Origin of the sequence: Nonomuraea wenchangensis, from assembly GCF_900111685.1 — a bacterium.
Classification (GTDB): domain Bacteria; phylum Actinomycetota; class Actinomycetes; order Streptosporangiales; family Streptosporangiaceae; genus Nonomuraea; species Nonomuraea wenchangensis.
The window spans coordinates 134,194-161,077 of record NZ_FOHX01000016.1 but is presented as its reverse complement, the minus strand read 5'-3'; the positions used below and the strand labels follow the sequence as shown (position 1 = coordinate 161,077).

Genomic DNA, 26,884 nt, shown 5'->3' with positions numbered 1-26,884 from the left:
AGGTCTCTCGCGCAGTGGGTGTAAGCGGGCGGAATCGGAGATGTCACCCTGGGGCTGGCACTGATGATCGCTGTGCGGGTAGTCATGCCACCATGACGACTTCCCGTACGACGCCACCGGAGGTCACCCCCGTACGGCGTCGCTGGTGGCGATACGTGGCGGTCCTGCTGGTCCTGGCGGGCCTGCTGGTGGTGGCCGGCCGGGTGGCATGGACGTACCTGGACCCCACGGGCGAGCGGACCATCGACCGCAGCCAGCCGGTCCTCCTCGAGTCCCTCAAGGACCTCAGCCGTTTCGAGGCGGCGACCGGCACCTTCCAGGTGGTCGTGGACCTGGAGAAGGACGCGAACTTCCTGCCTGACGCGATCAAGGGCACCAGGACGTTGTTCGTCGGCGCGGGCGGCGTGGACGCCTACGTGGACTTCTCCTCCATCGCGACGAACGCGGTCACGGTGTCGAAGGACCGTACGGAGGCGACGATCCGCCTCCCCCACGCCCAGCTGGAGAAGCCGAACCTCGACAACGACCGCTCGTACGTCTTCGCCCAGCAGCGCGGCCTGTTCGACCGCGTCTCGGACTTCCTGTCGGGCTCCCCGGGCGACCAGCGCGAGCTGTACCTGCTGGCGGAGAAGAAGATCACCGAGGCGGCCGTGGCGAGCGACCTGCGCGCCCGCGCGGACGCAAACACCAAGGCGATGATGACGGGCCTGCTGAAGTCGCTCGGCTTCACGAAGGTCACCGTCAAGTTCACCGACGAGCCCTGAGCCGCAACGTCCTAGGTACCTACCTAGGACTCCTGACGCCCGGAGATAAGGCATAAGCCCGATGTGCCGGGGAGGGCCTTAGGAGCAATCTTGAGAGTGCAGACGACAGGCAACGCGAAAAAGCCCAGAGGAGCACTCGAATGAACGCCGAACTCGAATACAGCGTCATGCAGCACCACGCCTCCGAACTCCGTCGGGCCGCCGCCGAGCAGCGGCGCGTACGGGAGGCGCTGCGCGGGCCGCAGGCCGAGCGCCGCCACCGCTCGTTCTTCGCCCGCTTCCGTTCCGCATGACCGCCTGCAAGCAGCCCGGCCGCCGCCTCCCTCGCGGCCGGGCTGAGCAGCCCCCGTAGGGGGCGCCCGGAGCATTCCTGGTCGAACAGCTCCGGGAGCGTACGCGAAGCCCCGGTCCATCCTGGTCGGACCGGGGCATCGCGCTGTCCGGGCACGAGGGCCCGACGGCTCACACGGTGATGACGAGCTTGCCGCGCGCGTGCCCCTTCTCCAGCTCGCGGATCGCCTCGGGCACCCGCTCCAGCGGGTACGTCGCGCTGACGACCGGCGTGATCCGCCCCTCCCCCGCCAGCTCGGCCAGCGTCAGCAGGTCGGCCTCGCGGGGGAAGGCGAAGAACATCCGGGGCCGCTTGCGGGTGAACGGCCCGTACAGGGCGGTCCGCAGCTGGCGGTCCAGCCCGGCGAGCCACCGGCCGCCGCCCTCCCCGCCCACGATGACGTACGTGCCGCGCGGCGTGAGCGCCCGCCGCAGGTGGGACAGCCGGCGCAGGCCCGCGATGTCGATGATGAGGTCGTACGGGGGCCGGCTGCCGTCCGTGAAGTCCTCGCGCGTGTAGTCGACGACGTCGTCCGCGCCGATGGAGCGGACGAGCTCCTCCTTCGCCCCTGAGCACACGCCCGTGACGTGCGCGCCGAACGTCTTGGCGAGCTGCACGGCGAACGTCCCGACGCCGCCGCCCGCGCCGGTGATGAGCACGCGCTGCCCGCGCCGCACCTGCCCGGAGTCGCGCAGCGCGCGCAGCGCGGTCATGCCCGAGGTGGGGATGGCGGCGGCCTGCTCGTACGTCAGGTTCGCGGGGATCGCCGCGAGCCGGTCCACGCGGGCGCAGGCGTGCTCGGCGTAGGCCGCGCCGCAGGTGCCGAAGACGCGGTCGCCGGGCTTGAAGGCGGTGACGCCGGTCCCGACGGCCGTCACCTCGCCCGCCACGTCGGCCCCGACCCAGGGGCTCCTGGGGCGGCGCAGGCCGATGCCGAGCCGCATGACGTACGGGAGGCCGGTGAGCATGTGCCACACGCCCTGGTCGACGCCCGCCGCGTGGACCCGTAACCGCACCTCGCCGGCGCCGGGCTCGGGCTCGGGCACGTCGGCGAGGCCGAGGACGCGGGGCGGGCCGTACACGCTTCTGATGATCGCTTTCATCAGTGGTCTCCGTCCGGGTACTGGAACACGTCGTCGAGCGGGACGCCGAAGACCCGCGCGATCTGGAAGGCCACCTCCAGGGACGGTGAGTACCGGCCCTGCTCGATGGCGATGATCGTCTGTCTGGTGACGCCGATGCGGTCGGCCAGCTCGGCCTGGGTCATCTCGCCGTGCGTGAAGCGCAGGGCGCGGATCGTGTTGGTGACCTTGGTGGGCTTCACCATCCCGGCAGCCCCCGCCGGTAGGCGACGATCTTGAGCGTGGACCCGAGGACGGCCGACAGGACGAACCCCAGGTAGATCACGTTGGCGATCCAGAAGTGCGGGAGCTCGGCCATCGCCATGGCCAGCGCCGCCACGGCGCCCGCGACGAGGAACCACTGCCCGGTGTACTCGCCGTAGCGGTGGATCTCGCGGTCCCGCTGGTCCTTCTTGCCGACCTCGGCGGGCGCGGTGGTGCTCACCGCGATGAACAGCACCATCGAGGCCAGGAACGCCCCTCCGATGCTCCACAGCAGCGGCGCCACGTAGGGGACTTCGGTGAGCGGCACGGAGCCCGCCCGGCCGAGGATCGTGGCGACGTAGATGCCGTACGCCGCGACCGTGACCACCAGCATCACCCAGGCGCGTTTCTCTTCGGAAGCCATACTTGGAATGTAAAGCAGCGCAGACATCATGTCTAGGATTTTTTACATCGCGACGCAGAGTGACGCGACGATCGCACGCACGCGAACGGCCCGGCGACGGTCAGAGGCGACCATCACCGGGCCGGTGAGCGGTGATCAGAAGAAGGACAGGGGTCAGGACTTCGGCACGCTGATGAGCAGGGCGTCGCCCTGGCCGCCGCCGCCGCAGAGCCCGGCCGCGCCGAGCCCGCCGCCCCTGCGCCGCAGCTCGTGGGCGAGGGTGAGCACGATGCGCGCCCCGGAGGCCCCGATCGGGTGCCCGAGCGCGATGCCGCCCCCGTTGACGTTGACCTTGTCCAGCGGCACGCCCAGCTCCTTGGCCGACTGGACCACCACGCTGGCGAACGCCTCGTTGATCTCGACGAGGTCGAGGTCGTCCGCGCTGACGCCCTGCTTGGCCATGGCCTGCTTGATGGCGTTGGCCGGCTGGGACTGGAGCGAGGCGTCGGGCCCGGCGACGTTGCCGTGCCTGCCGATCTCGGCCAGCCACTCCAGGCCCAGCTCCTCGGCCTTGGCCTTGGACATGACGACGACCGCGCAGGCGCCGTCGGAGATCTGGGACGCCGAACCGGCCGTGATGGTGCCGTCGGCGGCGAAGGCCGGGCGGAGCTTGGCAAGCGTCTCCGCCGTGGTGTCGCCGCGTACGCCCTCGTCCTCCTTGACCAGCACCGGCTCGCCGCGCCGCTGCGGGATCGGCACCGGGACGATCTCGTCGTCGAAGACGCCGTTCTTGATGGCGGCGGCGGCGAGCTGGTGGGAGCGGGCCGAGACCGCGTCCTGCTCCTCGCGGCCGATGCCGAGGCGGGTGTTGTGACGCTCGGTGGACTCGCCCATCGCGCACTGGTCGAAGGCACAGAACAGGCCGTCGTGCGCCATCGAGTCGACGACCTCGGAGCCGCCGTACTTGACGCCCTTGCGCAGGCCGGGCAGCAGGTGGGGGGCGTTGGTCATGGACTCCATGCCGCCGGCCACCACGATCTCGAACTCGCCGGCCCTGATGAGCTGGTCGGCCAGCGCGATCGCGTCGAGGCCGGACAGGCAGACCTTGTTGATGGTGATGGAGGGGACGGTCATCGGGATGCCGGCCTTCACGGCGGCCTGGCGGGACGGGATCTGCCCGGCGCCGGCCTGGAGCACCTGACCCATGATCACGTACTCGACGGCTTCGGGGGCGACTCCGGCACGTTCCAGAGCGGCCTTGATCGCGATGCCGCCCAGCTCGACGGCCGACTGGCCGGACAGGGAGCCGAGCAGTTTCCCGATGGGGGTGCGAGCTCCGGCGACAATGACGGACCTGGACATGACAACGGCCTCCTGTGCTCGCGCGTCGGGTCTTTGACACGATACCCACGGGTACAACGTCGCTCGCCATGGAGGTAGACCACACATGTTCATGCGGATCGACCACATAGGGATCGCCTGCCACGACCTGGAGGAGAAGATCCGCTTCTTCTCGGAGACCTTCGAGCTCACGGTGGTGGCCCGCGAGGTCAACGAGGAGCAGGGGGTCAAGGAGGCCATGCTGCACATCGCCGACGGCGAGGGCGGAGGCTCCTACATCCAGCTCCTGGAGCCTCTCTCCGAGGACTCGCCCGTGGGGAAATTCCTCGCCAGGCGGGGTGAGGGTGTGCACCATGTCGCGTTCGGTGTACGCGATGTCACCGAAACCATGGCTAAGATCGGCGCAAAGGGTGTGAGGCTGCTGGACGAGCGTCCCAGGCACGGTTCCATGGATTCGCGGATCGCCTTCCTGCATCCCAAGGATGTGGGCGGAATGCTGACGGAGCTGGTCCAAGCTGCCGATCCCGACAAATCGTAAAAAAAGCTCATATGTAACTAGTCACGCAGAAAATTGGACGGGGCTTCGCGGGTGGCACCGGCGGAGTACGCTGGTCCTCCCAACCGGACAGGGAGCCTGCCGTGAGGCACAGGCTCCCGGCTCGGATGCCCCGAACCCCCCGTCCGGCACGTGTAGCCGTCTCGACAACCCAGGATCGAGCCTCCATGCAGTCCGACATCGACGCCCAGCTCAACAATTTCTTCGAGGACGCACCCGCACGCGAATTCGATGTGGTGCTTCGCGGTTACGACCGGCATCAGGTCCACGACCACCTCAAGCAGCTCGACCAGGAGATTCGCCAGGCGCGCGAGCAGATCACCGGCCTGCAGCGCGACCTGTCCGACTCCCAGCGCCAGCTCCAGGAGCAGGAGCGCCCGACCTACTCCGGTCTCGGCGCCCGCATCGAGCAGCTGCTCCGGCTGGCCGAGGAGCAGGCCACCGAGCTCGTCCAGGCCGCCAGGTCCGAGGCCAACGAGATCAAGGCCGCGGCCAAGGTCGAGGCCGCCGACCTGCGCGCCGCCGCCGAGGCCGAGGCCGCCGAGAAGCGCGCCCAGGCCACCCGCGAGAGCGACGAGATGCGCACCGCGGCCGAGCGCGACGCCGAGGAGATCCGGGGCACCGCCCGCCGCGAGGCCGACGAGCTGACCAACACCACCGAGCGTGAGGTCGCCAAGCTCCGGGCCACGGCCGACCACGAGGTCGCCGAGAAGCGCGCCGACGCCGAGCGTGAGATCGCCAAGCTCCGCACCACGACCGAGCGCGAGGTCGCCCAGCTCCGGGCCTCGACCAAGCGCGAGCGCGACGAGGTGCTGACCACCGCCAAGCGCCAGGCCGACGAGATGCGCGCCCAGGCGCAGCGGGTGCTGGAGGAGTCGGAGGCCAAGCGGGCCCAGGACGAGGCGGAGTTCGAGATCCAGCTCGCCTCCCGCCGCGAGGAGGCCGAGCGCCAGGAGGCCGAGCGCCACGCCACCGCCCAGGCCGCCACACAGAAGCTGGTCGCCGAGGCCGAGCAGCGCGCCGCCACCGCCGAGTCGCGGGCCACGAAGGCGACCCAGCAGGCCGAGCAGACCCGCCGCGAGGCCGACCTGCACGCCAAGCAGCTCGTCGCCAACGCGCGCAAGAACTCCGAGTCCATCGTGGCCGAGGCGAAGTCGAGCGCCGAGACCATCGTCACCGAGGCGAAGACCGAGGCCGAGCGCACCCGTACGGCGATGCAGCGCCAGGTCGACGAGCTGACCCGCCAGCGGGACAGCATCACCAGCCACCTGGCCCAGCTCCGTCAGCTCCTCGGCGGCGCGGCGCTGCCCGGCATGGAGCCGGAGCCCGCGGTCACCGCGGCGCCGCCGAAGCCCGCGATCCCGGCGCCCGCGCCGGCGGTCGAGGCGCCGGCCACGACGCCCGCGCCCAAGATCGAGGCCAAGTCCGACGACGACGCGGAATGGTGGCAGGAATAACGATTCACCACACGGGGGCTGCTTGACGGCTGGGAGAGAGCCTGGCGATCGCTTGATCGCTAGGCTCTCTCTGTGTTTTCGGCCCGATAGTGAGGAGTTGCTGGCACGTGTCCGCTAATGCCGAGACCGCCGCCGAAGAGGCCGAGCCCAAGGCTCAGGACGGGCCGTCCAAGGTCGAGGACGGCCCGGGGCACGGTGGCCCGGCGCAGCCGTACGGCCTGCCGGGCAAGCCGCTCGCCCGCGGCCCGTTCCTGTTCGGGCTGGTCGGCGGCCTGGGGGTGCTGACCGCGATCGCGATCGCGCAGATGGTCGTCAACTCGCTGAGCACGATCATCCTGGTCGTGGTGGCGATGTTCCTGGCCGTCGGGCTCAACCCGGCCGTCGAGGCGTTGCAGCGGCGCGGCCTCGCCAGAAGGGCCGCGATCTCCATCGTGTTCATCGGGGTGATCGTGGCGTTCGTGCTGTTCGGGCTGGCGATCGTGCCGCCGGTGGGGCGGGAGCTCGCCGACTTCGTCGCGGCGGTGCCGGGCTACGTCAACGAGCTGAGCAACCATCCGACGCTGCGGCAGCTCGACGCCGACTACCAGATCATCCCGCAGGTCGCCCAGTTCGTGACGACCGTGCTGGGGCCGTCGCTCGCGACCGGCATCATGGGCGCGAGCCTGGTGGTGCTGGACGGCGTGTTCACCACGGTGACGCTGCTGGTGCTCATGCTCTACTTCCTCGGCTCGCTGCACACGATCAAGGCGTACATGCTGAAGCTGGTGCCGGCCTCACGCCGGGAGCGGACCAGCGCGATCAGCGAGGAGATCCTGACCGGGATCGGCGGCTACGTCGCCGGCAACGTGCTCATCTCGGTCATCGCGGGCGTGGTGACCTGGATCTTCCTGTCCATCGTGGACGTCAGGTATGCGCTCGCGCTCGCCCTCATCGTGGCGCTGACGGACCTGATCCCGCTTGTGGGCGCCACGATCGGCGCGGTGGTGGTCTCGGCCGTTGCGCTGCTGCAGTCGGTGCCGGCCGGCATCGCCTGCGCGATCTTCTTCATCATCTACCAGCAGATCGAGAACTACCTCATCTACCCCAGGGTGATGAAGCGCTCGGTGGACGTGACGCCGGCCGTGACGGTGATCGCCGCGTTGTTCGGCGGGGCGCTGCTCGGCATCGTCGGCGCGCTGCTCGCGATCCCGGTGGCCGCGGCCATCGCGCTGATCATCCGCGAGGTGGTGATCCCCCGGCAGGCCCGCTCCTGAGCGGGCCTCCGCACGAGCCCGTCACCGGCGGGCGGCGCCGAGCTCGGTCTGCAGGAACTCCGACACGGCCGCGTTGAAAGCCTCCGGCTGCTCGACCGCGCTGAGGTGGCCGGCCTTGGGGATGACCTCCAGCCGCGCGCCCGGCACCGCCTCCGCCATGGCCTTGGCCTCGGCGGGCGGCGTCAGGTCGTCCTCCTCGCCCACGACGACCAGCAGGGGGACCTTCAGCGCCGCGAGCGTCTCGGTGGAGTCCGGCCGCCCGGCCATCGCGCGCTGCGCCCAGGCGACCGCGCCCGGCGGGGCGGACTGCACCAGCCCCTTGACCCGCCCGAACACCATGGCGCGCCGCTCCTTGGTCGTCGGCCCGATGAGCCCCGGCAGCACCTCGCTGACCAGCACGTCGCTGCCCTCGGACAGCACGGCCCGCGCGATGCGCTCCCTGTTGTCGCGCGCCGGAGCGGCGTCGGGGACGGCCTTGGTGTCGGCGAGGATCGCGCCGAGCAGCCGGTCGGGGTGCCTGCGGCAGAACGCCAGCGTGACGTAGCCGCCCATGGACAGCCCGCCCACCACCGCCCGTTCGATGCCCTCGTCGTCGAGCAGCCTGGCGACGTCGTCGGCCATGAGGTCGAGCGAGGGGTCGTCCTCGCCCAGCCGGGAGCCGCCGAAGCCGCGCAGGTCGGGGGTGATGACCCGGCAGACCTTGGCCAGCCCTTCCCGCTGGGCCAGCCACATGGCCGACGACAGCGGGAACGCGTGAAGCAGCACAACCGGGAGCCCGGTCCCGGACGATCTCGTGTAGAGCTGCACGGCCCCCACGGTAACGCGGATCACGCCTGTGAGCACACGATGTCGCATGCCTATATGCCGCAAAGCGCGCGACCGCTTCCACCGGACCCGCTGGACAGCAGGTCAGACCGCGGTGGCGCCGCCGTCGATGAAAAGGACCTGCCCGGTCATGTACGCCGAAGCCCCGCTCGCCAGGAAGATCGCCGGCTGGGCCATCTCCTCGGCGGTCCCCCAGCGCCGCATGGGCACGGTGGCGATCGTGGCCGCCCCGCCGCTCCCGTCGTCCCAGAGGTTGCGGTTGAGCTCGGTGGCCGTCCAGCCGGGGCACAGGGCGTTGACCCGTACGCCGGCCCGCGCCCACTCCAGGGCCAGCGTCTTGGTGAGCGCGACCAGCCCGGCCTTGGCGGCCGCGTACGGCGCCAGGAAGGGCGCGCCGAGCGCCGCGACGGAGGCCACGTTGATGACCGACCCGCTCCCCCGCTCCAGCAAGTGGGGCGCCACCGCGTGGCAGACGACCATGGCCGAGTCGAGGTTGAGCCGCATGAGCTTGTCCCAGCCGGACAGCCGCAGGTCCTTGAACTCGACCATGAAGTTCGAGCCGCCCGCGTTGTTGACGACGATGTCGAGGTGGCCGAGCCCGTCGATGGCGGCGGCCACCATGCTCGCGGCGGCGTCGCGGTCGGTGAGGTCGGCGGGCAGCACGACGGCCCGGCGGCCGAGCGCCTCGATCTCCTTGGCGACCTCGGCGAGCGCGTCGGCCGACCGGGACACCAGGGCCACGTCGGCGCCGGCCGCCGCGTAGGCGAGCGCGATGGCCCGCCCGATGCCCTTCGATGCCCCCGTGACCAGGGCCTGCTTACCGTTGAGATCGAACGCGCCCACGCCGCCTCCTCCGTTGCGTGCCAGCCGAACCGAACAAGATTCTATGGAGGTGGCGTCCGGGAACGCCACCGGCGCGGAGCCTCGTGAGCTCCGCGCCGGCGCGCTCGCGGTCATCGGGCCGGAAGCCCGCATCGGTCAGGTCACATGCCGCCGAAGAATCCGTCGATGATGTCGGCGATGCTGTCGATCATCTTGGGAGCCCGGTTGAAGGTCTGCATGGCCTGACCTGTCCTGTTCGGTTCGAGCTCGACCTTCTCGGGCCTGAAGATCTGCTTCTCACCCTGGCCCGAGCCGCCCCTGTTGGGCAGGTTGGACGGCGGCCGGCCCTGCGGGTACAACCGGCCGTTGCCGTACACGGTGTACGACTGCGTCGGCTGCGTGGTCCCGTCGTTCCGGTACACCTGGCTCGGTCTCGGCTGCGCCGGCTGCCGGTTCGCCCGCGGCGGCGAGGACCGCTGCGTCGCACGATGGCTGGTGGGCCGCCGCGCGGGAGCGGACCTGGCCTGCCGGATGCCGGCGGGAAGGCGGCCGCGGTAGTGGTTGCGCTTGCGCGCCTGGAGCGCCATGCGCCGCTTGAACGCCGCCTCCCGGGCCTCCTTGCGCGCCTTCCTCGCGGCCTTCATGGCCGCCCGCCGCTTGGCCGCCGCCTGGCGGGCCCGCTCGAGCTTCTCGCGAGCCCTCTTGCGCGCCGCCTGGAGGGCCTTCTTCCTGGCCTCGCGCATGGCCTTCTTCCTGGCTTCCTCCCTCGCCTTCCTCTTGGCCGCCTCGATGGCCCGCTTGCGCGCCTCGGCGAGCGCGCGCTTCCTGGCCGCCTCCCTGGCCCGGGCGAGCGCCGCCCGCCGCAGCGCGGCCGCGGCCGCCCGCTGCGCCGCCTTCTTCGCGGCGTAACGGATGCCGACCCGGACGACCACCGCGACCACGAACCACACCCACTGCCCGTCGGGGTCGCTCATGGTGACGGGGCTGTTGCCGGCGTAGGCGTAGGCGTTGAGCTGCTGCGGGTCCACGTCGTCGATGACCGGGTCCACCGACAGGAAGCGGCCGAGCTTGGGATCGTACTCACGGGCGCCCAGGTGGACCAGCCCGGTCGTGGCGTCCTTGGTGCCGCCGACGAACCCGCGATCACCCGGCCACCAGGCGGGTGGCGAGCCGCGTTCCTCGCCGAACGGGGTCGTCCTGCGCACCGCCAGCTCGCCCGTCGCGGCGTTCACCGCGGCCTGCGCCGTGCTCTGGTGGTCGCTGACCAGGAAGAACACCTGGTTGTCCGGCGTGCGGACGGCGATCGGCTCCTCGTTGACCGTGTAGTAGCGGGTCTGCTCGACCACGTTCTTGGCGTAGTCGAGACGCAGCTCCATGTCGTCGATGTAGAGGGTGGCGTCGGTCGGCGTCTTGCGGATCAGCCGGTCGCCCTCGGCGTCGTAGATGAAGGAGGTCGTCTTGCCCGCCTCCGTCACCGACTCGAGGTTGCCCTCGGCGTCCCAGACCAGGGCCTGGTCGGCGTTGCCGATCTTGCGCCTGGTGGTGTTGCCGGCCGTGTCGTACTCGAACAGGTCGGCGCCGACGCTCTGCAGCGCGTGCGGCTGCTTGCCGCCCGGCTGCGGGTAGGCGTAGGACCGGCTGGTCTCGGCCGTGCCGCCCCAGGCGTGCTTGGTCTCCTTGATCCGGTTGCCGGTCACGTCGTAGGCGTAGCTCACCGCGTACGGTGCCACGCCGCCGATCGTGGCGGACTTCGGCGAGCCGGACGCGCAGTCGTCCGTGGCCGTCCACGCCGAGCTCAGCCGGCGCTGGTGGTCGTAGGTGAAGCACTGCGTGTCCTGACCGCCCGCCTCGGCGATCTTGGTGATGTTGCCGACCGCGTCGTAGGTGTAACCGAGGTTGAGGTCGGTCGCGGACGAGCCCTCGCGGTCCAGCCGGAAGCTGCTCAGCCGCCGGGTGGACTCGTCGTGGTTGTACGTCAGCCACGCCTTCTTGCTGCCCGAGCCGCCCAGCTCGTACTGGAGGGTCTCGCCCAGCTTGGAGTAGCGGGCCGCGTTCACGTACGTCGACAGACCGGCGACCTTGACCACCTGGCCGAGGCCGTCGTAGCTGTAGACGACCTGCTCCTCCGCCAGCCCCCCGACGCCGGGGAAGCTGACCGACTGCACGTCGTCGTCGGCCGTGTAGCGCGTGTTGAGCAGGTAGGAGCCGGCCAGCTTGCCCTCACGCTCGGGGATGGTGACCGTCTCGCGCAGCGGCCGGTAGTTGATGTCGATCGCGTTGATCTCGGCCTTGTACGCCTGCCCGCCGATGTAGCGGATGCTGGCGTTCATGTGCCCCTTGGCCAGGGCGTCGTACTTCCACTCTGCCAGCAGCGGGCCGGTGGCCGAGCCCTCGCGCATCTCCGTCTTGCGGCCCATGGCGTCGTAGACGTAGTACAGCGTCTTGCCGCGCGCGTCGGTCGTGCTGACCAGCTCGTCGGCGTCGTTGTACGTCATCGTCGTGACGCCCTTGTCGGGGTCCTCGGTCTTGATCTCCCGGCCGCGCAGGTCGTAGTGGTGACGCCACACGTTGCCCGCGGCGTCGGTCACCGTGGACAGGCGGCCGGCATGGTCGTAGGTGTACTTGGTGGCCTCGTACTCGCCGGTCGGGGCCGGGCCCTTGTACTGGCGCAGCTCGATGAGCCGGTCCTCGGCGTCGCCGATGCGGGTGGTCGCGGTGCCGCCCGGCGGCGGCGTGATGTGGATGCGGTCGCCCTCGTTCACGACCGACACCCGGTACTTCTCCGCGCCCTTCGACTTGAGGATCTGCGCGATGGCCTCGCCGGTGCCGTCGAAGTTCGTCACGACCTGGTTGGGCACCGCGGCGTCGGCGACGCCGAACAGGTCCGTGCCGGGGTTGCCGGTGGCGAAGTAGCCGGTGTTCGACTTGTACTCCTCGCCCTGCGAGTTGTAGTACGTGTCGGTGATCGTCCGGCCGTCGCGCAGCGCCGGATCCTGCGTCTGGTCGTCCCTGGGCGCGGGCTCCTGGGTCTGGCGCTCGCGCATCAGGCCGTCGTACAGCTCGTAGCTGGTGACGTAGCCGCCGCCGTCGTCGCGCAGGGTCTTGGTGGCGACGTAGCTGGGGCCGTTGGACCGGATGACGTAGGAGTACTCGGTGTTGGGCGACTGCTGGGCCTCCTTGCTGCGGTCGGGCTGCCACACCTTGACCAGCCGGCCGAGCGCGTCGTGCTCCATCTCGCTCCGCCGGTTGTTGGCGTCGATCTCCGCGACCGGCTCGCCCCACGCCGGCTCGATGAGCACGCGCTCGACGTGGCCGAGGTTGTTGGTCTCGGTGACCTCGGTGGCGTGCCCGCCGGCGGCCGGGGAGTAGGCGGTGATGGACTTCGTGCCGACGGTGTCGGTCTCGCTGGTCTCGCGGCCGTACACGTCGTACGTGCGCGTGGTGTCGGTCATCGTGCCGCCGTCGTCGCCGACGACGACCTGGACCGACGTCACGTCGCCCTTGCTCGGGGCCTGGCCGTGGGCCTGGCCGTCGTACTGGATGCGCTCGTCGGAGATGAGGTCGCCGGTGGCGAGCGTGGACACGCCGGCCGAGCAGGGGGCGGCGACCTTGTGGACGCGGCTGGTGAAGTCGAGCATCCAGCTCGTGTCGTTGCGCGCGTAGGTGTAGCGGGTGCACTGGTCGTCGTCGGCGGTGGACAGGTCGCCCTTGTCCTCCACCGAGAGCAGAGTGCCCGTGGCGTCGTACGAGCGCTCCTCGCCGGTGCGCCGCCACTTGCCGCCGGCCACCGCCTTGCGGGTGACCATCGACTGGGCCTGGACCACGTACGCGGTCTTGGTGATGCCGCCCTGCGTGGACTCGGCGGTCTTCACCGACCACGGCTTCTCCACGGTGGCGCTGAGCAGCGCGCCGCCGTCGCCGTCGTAGAGCATCTCCTCGCGTTCGAAGCCCGCGTACTGGTCGAGGTCGTCGAGCTTGACGCCCTCGCTGTCCTCGACCTGGACGGCGCGCTTGGAGCCGTCGGCCTGCTTGTCGCCGTGCATGCCGCGGAAGTAGCGGAACTCGGTGAGCGTGCGCTTGGTGTCCTGGCCGTCGCCCTCGCGCACCTTGACCCGGCCGAAGCCGCGCCATTCCGACCAGGTGCGGTGCTCGGGCTTGACGAGGATGTTGTCGGCGTAGTGCCAGCCGCCGCCGCCCAGGTATTCGTAGGAGGTGATGACGGGGGTGCCGCCGGCGACCCGGTCCACTTCCATGGTCTGCGCGACCACGTACTTGTGGAACCAGTCGACGACCTCGGCCTCGTCCGGCGGGGCCCAGCGCTGCGGGAAGCAGAGCTTGGTGTTCTTGTCGGCGGCCGGCAGCGCGCCCGGCGCGCACTCGGCGGCCTTGTAGTTGACGCGCAGCTCACCGCCGGTGCCGTTGTCCACCGCCTGCACGCGCCACTTGACCAGCGGGGCGCGGCCCTCGTTGGCGTCCACCCGGTTCGGGAGCTGGACGCCGATGAAGCTCGTCTTCGGCAGCGAGAGCGTGCCGCCGACGTGGCCGGTCTGCTGGATCGAGGCCAGCCAGAGCGACGGGCTGAGGCCGTCACCGGTGGCGGGGAACTGGTGGGTCAGCGTCCAGGAGTCCACCGGCGCGTACGTGCCCGCGGCGGTGAGGATCTGCGTGGTGACCTTGGTCAGCCGCTTGCGGGTGAAGAACGTCGGCGTCAGCCGGTCGGTGCACTTCACGCCCGAGTCGCAGATCTGGTCGAACGGCACGTCCGGCCAGTGCGCCGCCGTGTCCTTCTTCAGCTGCTCGGGGGCGCAAGTGATGGTGCCGCTCGGCAGGCAGCGCTCGGCCACGTCGAACACCACCCGCGAGGCGGGCTGCTTGGTGAACAGTTCGTTCTTCAGGTAGCCGTAGTCGATGCGGCTCAGGTAGGCGGCGCGGTCGTAGACGGTGCCGGACTCGGGCTTGCCGTTACGGCCGTAGTAGTTCTTCTCCTGCGCGTACCAGTAGGTGATGGAGTTGCCGTGCGGGTCCACGACGTAGTCGAGGTTCCAGCGGTACGCCTGCTGGCACCAGGCGTTGGCCGGGGTGCTGTTGTAGCAGGGCTCGCCGCTGTTGTTGCCGAACACCGGGACGGTCTGCACCGACTTGGTCTCGGCCTTGCCGGTGGCCCAGCCGGGCAGCCGGTTGAGCCCGAAGGTGTACTGGGTGCCGTCCTGCGTGGTGACACGCCAGTACTCGCCGTTGTTGTCGCCGTTCGTGGCGCCGGTCAGGTACTCGATCCTGATGCCGTCGTCGCTCTTGGGCCGCCACTGCTTGGTGGTGGCGTCCTTGACCAGCTCCACCGACGAGTCGCCGAGGGAGAGGACGGCGTTGTCCTGGTCCCAGCACAGGTCGCCGGTCTTCTTGCCGTCGAGCGTGCACGACTTGTAGCGGCGCTCGACGAAGCCGCCGGGGTTGAGCTCGAAGCCCTCGCCCACCCAGGACGACTGGTTGTTCGTCGAGACGGTGCGGCCGTCCACGCTCTGCGAGGAGTAGCCGAGCCCGACCTCCGGCTCGTCGCCGCCCAGCGCGGGCGGGACGCGCAGCGGGTAGCCCCAGTTGAAGTCGCCGGACTGGGCGCCGACGCTCCACTGCGCGGACGGGCCCAGCGGGCTGGCCGAGTGGTCGCCGGACGAGCCGGAGGCCGCAGCGGTCAGCGCGTACAGGCCGGCCGTCTCGAACTCGGCCGTCACCGTGCCCTCGGTGGTGTCGTTGGCGCTCTTGACCGGGGCGGGCGCCGGACAGTCCGCGGCGCCAGTGAGCGCGCACTCCTCCAGCTTCACCACCCGCAGGCGGGCGCCGTAGTCGCCGCCGTAGGCGTAGCGGAATTTGGAGTAGTCGATCTGGAGCCGGGTCGTCGCCTTGCCGGCCGAGCGGGCCGCCACCCCGTTCTCGCTCGATGAGACGCGCATCGTCAGGCCGAGCCGGTCGGACTTGGCGGGGTCGAGCAGCTCGACCTTGACGGGGGTCGCCGCCTCCGCGGCCTCCGCCGCCTCGGCGGTCTTGGCGTTCTTCGCGGCCTTCTGCTGCGGAGCCAGCCTGACGGGGAAGTCACCCGCGGCGAGGGTTCTCGCCGCGGCGTCCGTGCCGCCCAGCTCGGCGGTCTGCGGCTTCGGCCAGCTCACGCCGGGCGGGGCCGTCCAGACCTGCTTGGTGACCGGATTGTCCAGCGGGGGCAGGACCGGGACCTTGGTGCCCTTGACCGGGGTCTCCTTCTGCACCTGGGGAGCAGGGCGAGGGGCGGCCTGGGCGGGCAGGGCGTACGCCATGGGGGCGATGAGGATGACGGACAGGACCGTCGCCAGGCGGCGCGGCCATGGGGACTCGGGCTTCGGGTGGAGGAAGCGGTTCCAGTAGGGGTCGGGGGCGTCGCCGAATTCCGAGGTTTCCGGAGGGCGATTCCACCTGGATTCGGGCAGCTCTAACTCACTCGGCAGATCCATGAACTCTCCCAGTCGGGTGGTGCTGCTCTTCGAGGGGGTGTACTGGGCGAAAAGACTGGCTATTGGGCGGCGAGCTGGGCGATCTGATCGGCGTTGAGCACGCCGTCATAGGTGCGGACGTCGTCGACGGTGCCCGGCCAGTAGCCGGTCAGGGCGCCCACGCTCTTGGTCCGGCCCAGGTGCAGCGGTCCGGTGGCGTTCCAGGTGCTGGTGTGGCCGGTGACCGTGGTGGCGGACAGGCGGCCGTTGACGTAGATGCGGAGCTGTCCGGTAAGGGCGTCGTAGACGCCGGCCAAGTGGGTCCACTCCATCGCGTTGGCGAGGGAGTCGGAGCGGGTCCGTACGAGGGTCGCGGTGTCGGTGTCGGCCGAGGCCATCCCGAACACCCAGCGCTGCTGCGCGGTGTCGTAGCCGAGCTGGAACCCGGCGGCCCGGTTGCCCGCCTGGGACACCGCGGTGACGTCCTTGGTCGGCAGGTAGTCGAGCTGGGTCCACAGGGCGACGGTGAATCCGGTGGCGGTGGAGACGGCCGGCTTGGTGGTCTGGGCCGCGCCGGTGACGCCGTCGAGCGCGAGCGCGCCGTCCAGCCAGCCGGAGGTCCAGGAGGCGGCCCCGGCGAGCGTGGCGGGCGTGGCCCGGCCGGAGGAGTCGGCGGCGGCGGTGCCGCTCTCCTCGTCCAGCGTCCAGTGGCCGACCAGCGTGGACGCGCTGTTGATCAGCTCGGCGACCTCGTCGGCGAACATGGCCCGGCCGTAGGCGCGCACGTCGTCCACGTCGCCCGGCCAGAACTCGGCCGCCGCCCCCGCCGCCTTGCCGCGGCCCGCGACGAAGGAGCCGGTGGCGTTCCACGGCTGGGTGAAGGCGACCGTGGACTCCAGGCGGCCGTTGACGTAGAGCGAGAGCTGCCGGGACGCCGTGTCGTAGACGCCGGCCAGGTGGGTCCACTCGTTCAGCCGGGGCGCGGCGGCCGACAGGGCGCGCGTGGTCGCCGCGCCGTCGGCGTCGGCGGCGGTGCGGGTGAACGCCCAGCGGTCGTCGCTCTTCGAGTACTGCAGGGCGAACGCGCCGGTCCTGCCGCCCTCCTGCGTGACCAGGGTCGCGGTGGCGGCGTTGGAGGTCAGGCGGGCCCAGGCGGCGACGGTGAGGTTGCGGCTCGTGTCGAGGACCGGGCCGGAGGTCTGCGCGGAGCCGTTGGCCAGGCGCAGCGCCGAGCCGGTGCGGCCGGTCGTCCACGTCGCGCCGGTCAGCGTCACGGGGCGGGCGCCCGCGGCGTCGGCGGAGGTGCTTCCCTGGCCCTCGTCGAGCGGCCAGTGCCCGGCCGGCGGGGAGCCGGAGTTGACGTTGAAGACGTACGTGCGGATCGGGCCGAGCTGCCCGGCGTGGTCCTTGCTGCGGACCGACAGCACGTTGGGGCCGTCGTGCCTCGGGGTGATCTGGATCGTGGCCTTGCCTTCCGCGCCCGCCGCGACCGCGGTGTTGGGGCCGGTGTCGAGTCCGTAGAGGTAGGAGGCCACGTCGGTGACGCCGTTGGGGCCGAAGTTGAACGTCCCCGCCAGGCCGAGGCCGTCGGACCAGGTGTTCTCCGGGTATTCGGAGGAGGTGATCGCGGGCTGCGTGCCGGGCGCGGTGGCGTCCACCGTGGCCTCGCACCAGGGGCTCCAGGCGCTGTTCGCCTTGCCGTCCTCGCCGCGTACCCGCCAGCGGACCAGTGCGCCGTCGGCGTACAGGCTGGTCGGGACGGTGGCGGCGAAGGCGGTGCCGGAGGAGCCGGTGGCGGTGACGTACTCGCCGGTCTTCACGCCGGCGGCGTTGTACCACTCGAAGCGGCCCTTGACCGAGTTGTCGGCGTCCTTGAGCTTGGCCCACAGCTTGGGCGTGGCGGTGCTGATGATCGGCCGGTCGGCGCCGGAGACGCAGGGGCCGCCCGGGTCGGACCAGACGTCGGCGGCGACCGGGTCGTTGGGGATGGAGTTGTACTCGATGACCGCGACGGGGTTGTTCTTGAACTTCTTCCAGGCGTACACGTCGGTCTCGCTGGTGGCCCGGAGGCCGACGGTCATCTGGTTCCACTTCTTGGCCGCGGCGTCGGCGGCCCAGGAGGTGATGTCGAACTCGACGCCGCCGGGCATGCAGGAGGCGCCCCAGCCCTTGGCCACGTTCACCGTGCTCAGCAGCCTGGTCCAGGACGGCTGCTTGTTCCAGGTGGTGCTGGAGCTGATCGCGCCGGTGCCCCACGCCTCGACCTTGCGGGCGCTGCACGAGTACGACCACGTCTCGTACGTCCGCAGCGTCGCCTTGACGATCTGCTTGCCGTGGATGGTCGCGCCGGTCGCCATCTGGAAGAACGAGCGGTTCTTCTGCGACTCGACGTGCCCCACCCGGGCGACGTCGCTGGAGTTGAGGTAGTTGGAGTTCGGCCAGTTGCTCCAGACCGCGGTCCACGAGCCGCGCGAGGCCGAGAAGTAGGGGTCGAGGTAGACGGGGAACTGCGTCCCCGGGTCCGTCAGCATGGCGCGGTCCGGCTTGAGCCGCAGCTCACGGCCCTTGACCGTGACGCCCATCGTGGCCTCGCGGGCCTCGGGCGAGCGGCCTTCCCTGAGCGCCTTCGGGCTGGTCATGCCCTCGGAGTCCCACATCTTGGGTGTGGGGGCGAGGAAGAGCGCGCCGCCGGCCTCGTCGAGCGCCCGCAGGTTGCCCGCGGCGTCGGTCTTCACCGTGAGCCCTTCGGCGTCCAGCGGGTACGCCAGCTCGGTCAGGGCCTCCGCCGCGGCCCGCGTCTTGACCACGAGCAGGTGCGAGAAGCCGTCCACGTCGGCCGTGACCTGGAGGTCGACGCCCGGCCTGACCTCGGCGTAGGTGGCGGTGTCGCCGTTCAGCGTGGGTTTGGGCAGCGGGCCGGTCCAGCCGAGCTCCAGGGTCTTGCCGCCGCGCGACAGGCGGGCCAGCGGGCCGTCGCCGCCGCCGGAGAAGGTGACCCCGACCGCGGCGGCGGCCGGCTCGATCGCGCCGTCGGGGCGCAGGCGGAGCGTGGTGTCCACGGGCACCCAGCCGCCGTCCCTGCGGACCTGGATCGGGCGTACGTACTGCTCAAGAGTGAATGTGCCGTCGGGCTTGGCGAAGACGCGGCGGGTCTCGCCGCGCATGGACTCGATCTCGACCAGGCGGTTGTCCCGGCGGGCCAGCGCCGCCGCCTGCCGCTCCGCGCTCTCCTGGCCGGGCGGCCCGGCCTGCTCCGGCGGCGCCGCGGCATACGCCGCCGGAGGGGTCTCGGCCGCGGCCGGTGGTGCCTGTGTCAGGACCACCGCCACCATCGGAAACGCCATAGCCGCCGCACCAAGTAAACGCACGACCCGCATTTGTGCCTCGCCCACGCTGAGCAGGGGTTACGCGCGGAACGGACACCGTCCGGCGTCTCCACGATCTTCGATTGACGCTCGGATTGTCACCCTGTGTCAGACGTGGAGTCCAGAGTTCTGCTCATTATGTTCACGAAAAGCTTCAAACTTCGCGTCCGCGCGCAAATCCTCGTCAGACCTCGGTGGGAAGCGGGTAGGCCGCCGGGTTGACCCGCTTGACGATCTCGTCGAGCACGATCCGCACGTACGGCTCCCCCACCCACAGGTGCTTGGCGCCGTCGACGCCGACGACCTCAGCCTGCGGCACCCGCGCGAAGCGCTTGCGCGCCTCCTCCGGCCGCAGGTAGTCGTCGAACTCCGGCACCAGCGCGGTCAGCGGCCGGCCGAACGCGGCCCAGGCGTCGAGGTCGTCGTCGGTGGCCCGGTGCAGCGGCGGCGAGAGCAGGATCGCGCCCTGCACCAGCGGGTCGTGCGCCCACTTCAGCGCCAGCTCGGTGCCGAACGACCAGCCGACCACCCAGACCTTCGGCAGGTCGTGGAACTCGGCGTACTCCAGCGCGGCGGCGACATCGTAGCGCTCACCCTCGCCCCGGTCGAAGGCCCCCCCGGAGGTGCCGCGCTCGGAGGAGGTGCCGCGCGTGTTGAAGCGCAGCACCGCCAGGTCGGCGAGGGCCGGCAGCCGGTTGGCGGCCTTCTTGTAGAGGTGGCTGTCCATGAAGCCGCCGTGGGTCGGCAGCGGATGCAGGGTCACCAGGGTCGCGACCGGGGGCCGGTCGGCCGGCAGGGCCAGCTCGCCGACCAGGGTCAGGTCGTCGGCCGTGTGCAGCTCGATCGGCTCCCGCCGGGCCGGCAGCACCGTCGCCGCGCGAATCTCCACCATCGTTCCTTTCGGGGGCTAGTAACGGCTGCGGCCGGGGCCGCGATCGAGCCTCTTGCGCCAGCAGGGCTGGTGCCAGTGGCGGCGTTCCTCGTCGCCGCCCGTCCAGGCGGGCCAGGCCACCAGGTGCGGCTGACCGGGACGGATCTCCTGGTCGCAGCCGGGACAGCGGTAGTTCTTCGCCGACGAGGCGCCCGTGAGCATGCGGACCTTCCAGTCGCCGTCCGGCCACTCCTCCACCTTGTCGAGGCCGGTCGGGAAGCCGAAGGGGCGGGAGGACTCCCTGCGGCGGGCCCGTCGTGGGCTCATCCCGTGCCGCCTCCGGACCCGCGCGAAGTCATGCCCCCGTCGAACGCCATGACCCCAGTTTTCCAGAGCCGCTAAGGTGGGTGGTCATGCGGCTGGTCATCGCGCGATGCAGCGTGGATTACGTAGGACGGCTCACGGCTCACCTGCCGATGGCGCCGAGGCTCGTGCTCATCAAGGCGGACGGCAGCGTGAGCATCCACGCCGACGACCGCGCGTTCAAGCCGCTCAACTGGATGAACCCGCCGTGCAAGCTCAAGGAGGACGGCGGCACCTGGACGGTCACCCACGGCAAGACCGGCGAGAAGCTGGTCCTGACCATGGACGAGATCCTCCACGACTCCAGCCACGAGCTGGGCGTCGATCCCGGGCTGATCAAGGACGGCGTCGAGGCCCATCTGCAGGAGCTGCTCGCCGAGCACATCACGACGCTGGGCGAGGGCTACTCCCTGATCCGCCGCGAGTACATGACGGCCATCGGCCCCGTCGACATCCTCTGCCGCGACGGCCTCGGCGCCACCGTGGCCGTGGAGATCAAGCGACGGGGCGAGATCGACGGCGTCGAGCAGCTCACCCGCTATCTGGAGCTGCTCAACCGCGATCCGCTGCTCGCGCCGGTCCGCGGCGTCTTCGCGGCCCAGGAGATCAAGCCGCAGGCCCGGGTGCTCGCCACCGACCGCGGGATCGACTGCGTCACGCTCGACTACGACGCGCTGCGCGGCATCGAGCCGGAGAACCCGACCCTGTTCTGACCCGCCTTTCCGACGCACCGCAGGTCGTCACGCCCCCCTTGCCCTAGTAAGCGATGGCTTACCGGATTATCGTGACGCCATGACCACGGTGACGTTCGACTCACTGAACCCGGCCACCGGCGAGATCGTCGGCAGCCACCCGAAGCAGGGCCCCGACGCCGTCCGCGAGGCGGTCGGCCGGGCCGACGCGGCCGCCGCCTGGTGGGCGGGCCTCGGGCACGCCGAGCGCCGGCGCCGGCTGCTCGACTACAAGGCGGTCGTCACCCGCGACCTGCGGGAGCTCGCCCGGCTCGTCCACGAGGAGACCGGCAAGCCGGTCGGTGACGCCACGCTGGAGATCGTGCTGGCGATCACGCACATCGACTGGGCCGCGCGCAACGCCCACAAGGTGCTGGGCCGCCGCCGGGTCGCGACCGGCATGATCGGCCTCAACCTGGCAGCCACGCTCGAATACCTCCCGCTCGGGGTCGTCGGCGTGATCGGCCCATGGAACTATCCGGTCTTCACGCCGATGGGCTCCATCGCGTACGCGCTGGCCGCCGGCAACGCCGTGGTGTTCAAGCCGAGCGAGTTCACCCCCGGCGTCGGCGTACGGCTGGCGGAGCTGTTCGCCGAGGCGGTGCCCGAGCAGCCGGTGTTCCAGGCGGTGACCGGCCTGGGCGAGACCGGCGCGGCCCTGGCCGCCGACCCGCGCGTGCGCAAGATCGCCTTCACCGGCTCGACGGCCACGGCCAAGCGCGTCATGGCCGCCTGCGCCGAGAACCTCACGCCGATCGTGGCCGAGTGCGGCGGCAAGGACGCCTTCATCGTCGACGCCGACGCCGACCTCGGCGCCGCCGCCGACGCCTGCCTGTGGGGCGCCATGTCCAACGCCGGGCAGACCTGCGTGGGCGTCGAGCGCGTCTACGTCGTGGACGCGGTCTACGACGGGTTCATGCGCGAGCTGTCCGAGCGGGTGACCAAGGTGCGGGCGGGCGAGGACTACGGGCCGATCACCATGCCCGCCCAGGTCGAGGTCATCAAGCGGCACATCGACGACGCCGCCAAGGTGGGCCGGGTGGTCACCGGCGGGCCCGGGTCGGTGCGTCCGCCGTTCGTGGACCCGGTCATCGTCGAGGACGTGCCCGAGGACTCCGCCGCCGTACGCGAGGAGACCTTCGGCCCCACGATCACCGTCCGGCGCACCCGCGACGCGCAGGAGGCGCTGGAGCTGGCCAACGCCTCGTCGTACGGGCTCGGCGGGACGGTGTTCTCCAGGAACGCGCGCCGGGCGACCGAGCTGGCCCGGCTCATGCGGACCGGCATGACGGCGATCAACTCCGTCATCTCGTTCGCCGGGGTGCCGTCCCTGCCGTTCGGCGGCGTCGGCGACTCGGGCTTCGGGCGCATCCACGGGGCCGACGGCCTGCGCGAGTTCAGCAGGCCCAAAGCGATCTCCCGGCAGCGTTTCGCGATGCCGGGGATGAACCTGACCTCGTTCTCCAGGGGGCCCGCCGAGCTTGAGCGGCTGATCAGGCTTGTCACGTTCTTGCACGGCCGACGTAAAAGATAATCTTCGTACTCTTTCCCTTAACGGATCATCCGTCCATAATTGTGTGCTCTGGGGGCCACGATCATGTTGGACGGGTGGAATGTGAACCGGTCTTACCGGGGAATGTCGGCTGAGCAAAGGCTGGCGGACAGACGGGAGCGGCTGATGACGGCCGCCTACACGCTATACGCGAAGCCGGGATTCGCGGCGACGACGATCGAAAGGTTGTGCTCGGAGGCGCGGATCTCGAACCGCGCCTTCTACGAATGTTTCGGCGGACGCGAGGAGCTCCTTCAGGCGCTGCACCAGCGGTGCGTGGAGGAAAGCCTGAGCGTCGTGGCCAAAGCGTTACAGGAGGCACCGGACACCCTCGAAGGGCGCGTACGCGCGGGGATTCGCGCCTATATCGAGTTCGCCACGGCCGACTGGCGCCGCGCCCGGATCATGCACGTCGAGGTGCGCAGGTCGGGCGATGTGCTGTCAATGTCACGCCAGCGGGCCATAGAGTCCTTCGCCCGCGTCATCCAGGAGGCCGCCGCGGATTTTCCGCAGGATCCGCACGTGAATCGGCGGCTGCTGACGCTCGGCATCATTGGGGCGTTGCAGGAGTTGCTCATCGAATGGCTGCTGGCCGAGACGCAGCCGGCGATCGACGATCTCGTGGCGACCGCGGTGCACATCTTCATGCGGAGCCTCGGCGCGCCCCGATCCGGGACGGTCCCGGGATAAAATGCCGCAGAATTCCGCCATACGGGATGCGCGCCATCCGTAATCCGGATTTTGTCTAAGTCGAGAATGAGCGGGCGGCGGCTGATCGCCGCCCGCCGCTATATGTCCTCAGGCCACCGCGGCAGCCGGAACCTCCACGAGCAGGACCCGATTCAGCCGGGTCACCGCGAGGATCCGCATGATCCTCGGTGGCACCCCCCGTAGGACGAGGCGGCGTTGCGCGCCCATCGCGCGCCGATGCGCCCCCACGAGCACGCCGAGACCGGTCGCGTCGATCATCTCCAGCTTGGAGAGGTCGAGGATCAGGTCGCCCTCGCCGGCGTCGAGAGCGTCGTGCAGCCGCTCGCGCACCCCCGCAGACGTGCCGGCGTCGAGCCTTGCCCCGATCCGCACCACCTGAGCTCTCGGATTGCCTTGGACGCGCATGCCACCTCCTCAGTCACGCGCACAGCCGGTCGCGCCCGTGCGCACACGTGCACGGGACGGACCTCTGCATGTCACCCCTACCCATCCACAGGCAGCGACACGACAGCTTCGAGCAGGAACTCTCCGTCCTCCGTCGGGCGGGCGCGCACCGCCCCGCCCACGGTGGCCAGCCGCTCCGCCATGCCGGTGAGTCCGCTGCCCGGATCGGCGGCCTGCCGCCGGGCGACACCGTTGTTGCGTACGGACAGCTCCGCCCGCTCGGGAGTGAAACGGATCGTGATCTCGCAGAACGTCGCCGTGCTGTGCTTGAGCACGTTGGTGACCGCCTCGCGCACCGCGTAGGCGAAGACGGGGGCCAGCCCGGCGGGGAGCTCGCGATAGGGCAGGCGCACCTCGCAGCGGACCCCGGCCGCTTCGAGCACTCCCTTCACGCTATCCAGCTCGGCCGTCAAGTCAAGCTCGCGGTAACCGCGCACGGCCTCGCGCAGCTCGCGCAGGGCCCTGCGGGTGAGCGTGTTGATCTCGGTGAGCTCGGCCCTCGCCGCCGCGGGATCGGCCTCCGACAGGCGCTTGGCCAGCTCGGTCTTGACCGCGATGGCCGAGAGCTGATGGCCCACCAGGTCGTGCAGGTCGCGGGCGAAGCGCAGGCGCTCCTCGGCCAGCGCCAGCCGCGTGTGCGCCTCCCTGCCCCGGTGCGCCTGCTCCGCCAGCATCCAGATCCACAACCACAGCCGGCCGGACGGGGGCATCGTCAGGCACCAGATGGCGTAGACCACGCCGAAGTAGACCACGGCCTCCGGCAGCTCCAGGTCCGCGCCGCTCACCCCGGCGTCGGTCGCCACGCCGAGCAGCCCGAGCGCCACGGCGACCACGAAGGCCCCCACCGACTGCAGGATCGCCGTGCGCTTGGAGACCCTCAGCGTGGCCGTGTAGACCCAGACCATGATGAGGAAACCCCAGCCGAAGGGGTCTCCCCCGCCCGCCGCCGTTCCGATCACCGCGAGGACCGCGCTCACCACGATCTCGCGGCGGGGGTAGCGGCCGGCCATCACGGCGTCGATGGCCCGCCAGGCGAGCCAGGTCAAGCCCACCGCCGCTGCGAACGCGGGCACGGCACGCCACCAGGGGAACCTCCCCTCGCCGAACAGCACCACGCTGCCCAGCGCGAGGAAGGCCCACAACATGACGAGACCGGCGATCAACGTGATCCACGTGATGCGCCGGGCCCGTTGGAGCGCTTCCATCTGCCGCCGTCCGCCTACCCGGCGCGCAGCACTTCGGTGAGCTTGAGCCGCGCTCCCGTGCGCAGCACCGCCCGGCGGTACACGCCGGCGCCGAACGACAGCACCGCGAGCACGGCCACCAGCATGGCCGCCATGGACGCCGCCACCTGCCACAGCGGCACCTCGGTGGCCGCCATCCGCACCGGCATGACCATGGACGAGAACGGCGGGATGTACGACATGACCGTGGCCAGCGTGCCCGTGGCGTCGGTGGTGGCGTAGAAGGCCACGAAGTACGTCACCATGATGGTCATGGTCAGCGGCGTGATCACGCTGCCCACCTCCTCCTGGCGGGAGACCAGCGAGGCGAACGCGGCCGACAGCGTCGCGAAGAACGCGTAGCCGAGCACGAACCACACCAGCACCCCGACCACGAGCCCGCCGATGCCGGGCGGGAAGTCCGCGGCGATGCCGGAGGCCGCCGCGGCGCCGAGGCCGACGCCCAGGATCACCACGAGGTTGATCAGGCCGAGCACGCCCAGGCCGATGATCTTGCCGGCGAGCAGCTGCCAGGGCCTGATCGAGGAGAGCAGGATCTCCACGATCCGGCTGCCCTTCTCCTCCACGACGCCCATCGCCACCATCGACACCTGACCGATGATCAGCATGAACAGCACCAGCACGAGCACCACGGCGATCCCGGTGCGGGCCGAGTCGTAGCGCGCGTCCTCGCCCACGGTCTCCATCTGCAACGGCGGGATCGACACGCCCGCCGCGCCGAGCTTGACCTCGCGGTTCACGCTCTGCAGCAGCACGCCGAGCTCGTCGTCGAGCTGGCCGTCGGCGAGCACCTTGGTCCCGCCGACCACCACGGCGTCCACGTCGCCGTCGAGCACGGCCTGCCGGGCCGTGGCCTCGTCGGCGAACTCCTTCCACTCGAACTTCGCCTCCGGCGCCGCCCGGTCCAGCGGCAGCCGCTCGCTGTTCACGGTGCCGATGGTGTAGGAGTCGGGGCGGTCCATGAGCTTGGGCGCGAACGAGACCGCCGCCACCACGAGAGCCGTCACCAGCAGGCCGATGACGAATCCCTTCGTGCGGATCTGCGTCGCCACCTCTCTGCGGGCGACCAGCATCACACCGTTCACGCCACGGCCTCCTTGAAGATCTCGGTGAGGGTCGGCTGCTCGACGCCGAAGTGCTCGACGCGGCCCGCCTTGATCGCGCGGCGCAGGACCTCCTGGTCGTCCGCGCTGGTCGTACGCAGGACGTGCCGGTCGCCGTTGACGGTGACCGTGCCGGGCAGGCCGTCCGCCCATCCGGGAGCGGGGTCGCGGACCACCACGCGCAACGTGTCGCTCTCGGCGGCACGCAGCTCGGCCACGGTGCCGGAGGCCACCATGCGCCCGCGCGCCACGATGCCGACCGCGTCGCACAGCCGCTCGACCAGGTCGAGCTGGTGGCTGGAGAAGATCACCGGCACTCCGCCCCTGCACCGCTCCTGGAGGGTGCCGGCCAGCGCGTCCACGGCGATCGGGTCCAGGCCGGAGAACGGCTCGTCCAGCACCAGCACCTCGGGGTCGTGCACCAGCGCGACCGCGAGCTGCACGCGCTGCTGGTTGCCCAGCGAGAGCGCCTGCACCGCCTCGTTCCTGCGCTCGGCGACGCCCAGCCGCTCCATCAGCTCCTCGGTGGCCTTGTGCGCGGCCGGCGCGCTGAGGCCGTGGAGGCGGCCGAAGTACTCGATCTGTTCGGCGACGCGCATCTTCTGGTAGAGCCCGCGCTCCTCCGGCATGTAGCCGAAGCGGCGCCGCGCGTCGTAGTCGAGCGGCCGGCCCTGCCAGCTCACCGAGCCGGAGTCGGCCTGGAGCACGCCCATGACGATCCGCATGGTGGTCGTCTTGCCGGCGCCGTTCGCGCCCACGAACCCGTACATCTCACCAGGCCGCACGCTGAAGCCCACACCGTCCAGCGCGACCTTCCCGCCGGGGGCGTCGGGGCCGCCCGCGAAGCGCTTGCGCAGCTCGCTTATCTCCAGCATCAGGTCCTCTCCTTCGTCATGGGTCCATAGTGGCGTTCGCACCGTTCGCCCAGGTAGTCGCCGATATCACCAGGCGGACATGCATCCCGCGTC

Annotated in this window: 22 protein-coding genes; 8 read left to right on the top strand and 14 right to left on the bottom strand. The window is 70.7% G+C overall.

The window, feature by feature from the left end:
- The first annotated feature begins 92 nt into the window (after positions 1–92).
- Entirely contained in the window at positions 93–764 is a 672-nt protein-coding gene (locus BMW85_RS36535) for a DUF4230 domain-containing protein (RefSeq protein WP_091090890.1), read from the top strand.
- Between the two features lie 140 nt (positions 765–904).
- A complete protein-coding gene (locus BMW85_RS49970) occupies positions 905–1,057 on the top strand; it encodes a hypothetical protein (RefSeq protein ID WP_177241071.1) in 153 nt (50 codons plus the stop codon).
- Positions 1,058–1,226: 169 nt separating this feature from the next.
- On the opposite strand, the gene BMW85_RS36530 is transcribed toward BMW85_RS49970, so the two are convergent.
- The 4 genes from BMW85_RS36530 to BMW85_RS36515 form a co-directional block, all read right to left on the bottom strand.
- Entirely contained in the window at positions 1,227–2,198 is a 972-nt protein-coding gene (locus tag BMW85_RS36530; protein WP_091090888.1) for an NAD(P)-dependent alcohol dehydrogenase, read from the bottom strand.
- The gene (locus tag BMW85_RS36525) at positions 2,198–2,422 is read right to left on the bottom strand and encodes a helix-turn-helix transcriptional regulator (RefSeq protein WP_091090886.1); all 225 of its coding nucleotides are present in this window, start codon (positions 2,420–2,422) and stop codon (positions 2,198–2,200) included. The genes BMW85_RS36530 and BMW85_RS36525 overlap by 1 nt, the downstream gene beginning before the upstream one ends.
- On the bottom strand, positions 2,416–2,844 hold the full coding sequence (locus BMW85_RS36520) for a hypothetical protein (RefSeq protein ID WP_177241070.1): 429 nt from the start codon (positions 2,842–2,844) through the stop codon (positions 2,416–2,418). The genes BMW85_RS36525 and BMW85_RS36520 overlap by 7 nt, the downstream gene beginning before the upstream one ends.
- A 153-nt stretch (positions 2,845–2,997) precedes the next feature.
- The gene (locus BMW85_RS36515; RefSeq protein WP_091090884.1) at positions 2,998–4,185 is read right to left on the bottom strand and encodes an acetyl-CoA C-acetyltransferase; all 1,188 of its coding nucleotides are present in this window, start codon (positions 4,183–4,185) and stop codon (positions 2,998–3,000) included.
- Positions 4,186–4,270: 85 nt separating this feature from the next.
- Between BMW85_RS36515 and mce the strand changes: the two genes are divergently transcribed.
- The 3 genes from mce to BMW85_RS36500 all read left to right on the top strand — a co-directional run bounded on the left by mce (position 4,271) and on the right by BMW85_RS36500 (position 7,430).
- A complete protein-coding gene (mce, locus tag BMW85_RS36510) occupies positions 4,271–4,702 on the top strand; it encodes a methylmalonyl-CoA epimerase (RefSeq protein ID WP_091090881.1) in 432 nt (143 codons plus the stop codon).
- Positions 4,703–4,887: 185 nt separating this feature from the next.
- The gene (locus tag BMW85_RS36505; protein WP_091090880.1) at positions 4,888–6,177 is read left to right on the top strand and encodes a DivIVA domain-containing protein; all 1,290 of its coding nucleotides are present in this window, start codon (positions 4,888–4,890) and stop codon (positions 6,175–6,177) included.
- A 107-nt stretch (positions 6,178–6,284) separates the two neighbouring features.
- A complete protein-coding gene (locus BMW85_RS36500; RefSeq protein ID WP_091090877.1) occupies positions 6,285–7,430 on the top strand; it encodes an AI-2E family transporter in 1,146 nt (381 codons plus the stop codon).
- Between the two features lie 21 nt (positions 7,431–7,451).
- Here BMW85_RS36500 and BMW85_RS36495 read toward each other — a convergent pair whose 3' ends face one another.
- The 6 genes from BMW85_RS36495 to BMW85_RS36470 all read right to left on the bottom strand — a co-directional run bounded on the left by BMW85_RS36495 (position 7,452) and on the right by BMW85_RS36470 (position 20,095).
- The gene (locus tag BMW85_RS36495; RefSeq protein WP_281249648.1) at positions 7,452–8,261 is read right to left on the bottom strand and encodes an alpha/beta fold hydrolase; all 810 of its coding nucleotides are present in this window, start codon (positions 8,259–8,261) and stop codon (positions 7,452–7,454) included.
- Positions 8,262–8,339: 78 nt separating this feature from the next.
- The gene (locus BMW85_RS36490) at positions 8,340–9,098 is read right to left on the bottom strand and encodes an SDR family NAD(P)-dependent oxidoreductase (RefSeq protein WP_091090872.1); all 759 of its coding nucleotides are present in this window, start codon (positions 9,096–9,098) and stop codon (positions 8,340–8,342) included.
- A 140-nt stretch (positions 9,099–9,238) separates the two neighbouring features.
- Entirely contained in the window at positions 9,239–15,553 is a 6,315-nt protein-coding gene (locus BMW85_RS36485; protein ID WP_091090869.1) for an RHS repeat-associated core domain-containing protein, read from the bottom strand.
- A gap of 59 nt (positions 15,554–15,612) precedes the next feature.
- Positions 15,613–18,864 carry a LamG-like jellyroll fold domain-containing protein gene (locus BMW85_RS52135; RefSeq protein ID WP_091091108.1) on the bottom strand — a complete coding sequence of 1,084 codons (3,252 nt, stop codon included), beginning with the start codon at positions 18,862–18,864 and terminating at the stop codon, positions 15,613–15,615.
- 217 nt (positions 18,865–19,081) lie between these two features.
- Positions 19,082–19,786, bottom strand: a complete 705-nt coding sequence (locus tag BMW85_RS36475) for an alpha/beta hydrolase (RefSeq protein ID WP_091091105.1) — start codon at positions 19,784–19,786, stop codon at positions 19,082–19,084.
- 18 nt (positions 19,787–19,804) lie between these two features.
- On the bottom strand, positions 19,805–20,095 hold the full coding sequence (locus BMW85_RS36470; protein ID WP_091090867.1) for an Rv1322 family protein: 291 nt from the start codon (positions 20,093–20,095) through the stop codon (positions 19,805–19,807).
- Positions 20,096–20,181: 86 nt separating this feature from the next.
- Here BMW85_RS36470 and nucS point away from each other — a divergent pair, with 86 nt between their 5' ends.
- The 3 genes from nucS to BMW85_RS36455 all read left to right on the top strand — a co-directional run bounded on the left by nucS (position 20,182) and on the right by BMW85_RS36455 (position 23,104).
- Positions 20,182–20,844 carry an endonuclease NucS gene (gene nucS, locus BMW85_RS36465; RefSeq protein ID WP_091091104.1) on the top strand — a complete coding sequence of 221 codons (663 nt, stop codon included), beginning with the start codon at positions 20,182–20,184 and terminating at the stop codon, positions 20,842–20,844.
- Between the two features lie 79 nt (positions 20,845–20,923).
- Positions 20,924–22,396: an aldehyde dehydrogenase family protein gene (locus tag BMW85_RS36460; protein WP_091090865.1), complete on the top strand. Its 1,473-nt coding sequence runs from the start codon at positions 20,924–20,926 to the stop codon at positions 22,394–22,396.
- 144 nt (positions 22,397–22,540) lie between these two features.
- Positions 22,541–23,104, top strand: a complete 564-nt coding sequence (locus BMW85_RS36455) for a TetR/AcrR family transcriptional regulator (RefSeq protein ID WP_245775268.1) — start codon at positions 22,541–22,543, stop codon at positions 23,102–23,104.
- A gap of 108 nt (positions 23,105–23,212) precedes the next feature.
- Here the strand turns inward: BMW85_RS36455 and BMW85_RS36450 are convergent, their stop codons facing one another.
- The 4 genes from BMW85_RS36450 to BMW85_RS36435 all read right to left on the bottom strand — a co-directional run bounded on the left by BMW85_RS36450 (position 23,213) and on the right by BMW85_RS36435 (position 26,791).
- The gene (locus BMW85_RS36450; RefSeq protein ID WP_091090861.1) at positions 23,213–23,530 is read right to left on the bottom strand and encodes an STAS domain-containing protein; all 318 of its coding nucleotides are present in this window, start codon (positions 23,528–23,530) and stop codon (positions 23,213–23,215) included.
- A gap of 77 nt (positions 23,531–23,607) precedes the next feature.
- A complete protein-coding gene (locus tag BMW85_RS36445; protein WP_091090859.1) occupies positions 23,608–24,774 on the bottom strand; it encodes a sensor histidine kinase in 1,167 nt (388 codons plus the stop codon).
- A gap of 14 nt (positions 24,775–24,788) precedes the next feature.
- Positions 24,789–25,898, bottom strand: coding sequence for an ABC transporter permease (locus tag BMW85_RS36440; RefSeq protein ID WP_091090857.1), 1,110 nt, complete (start codon positions 25,896–25,898; stop codon positions 24,789–24,791).
- The gene (locus tag BMW85_RS36435) at positions 25,895–26,791 is read right to left on the bottom strand and encodes an ABC transporter ATP-binding protein (RefSeq protein ID WP_091090855.1); all 897 of its coding nucleotides are present in this window, start codon (positions 26,789–26,791) and stop codon (positions 25,895–25,897) included. Before BMW85_RS36435 ends, BMW85_RS36440 begins: the two co-directional genes overlap by 4 nt.
- Between the last annotated feature and the right edge of the window lie 93 nt (positions 26,792–26,884).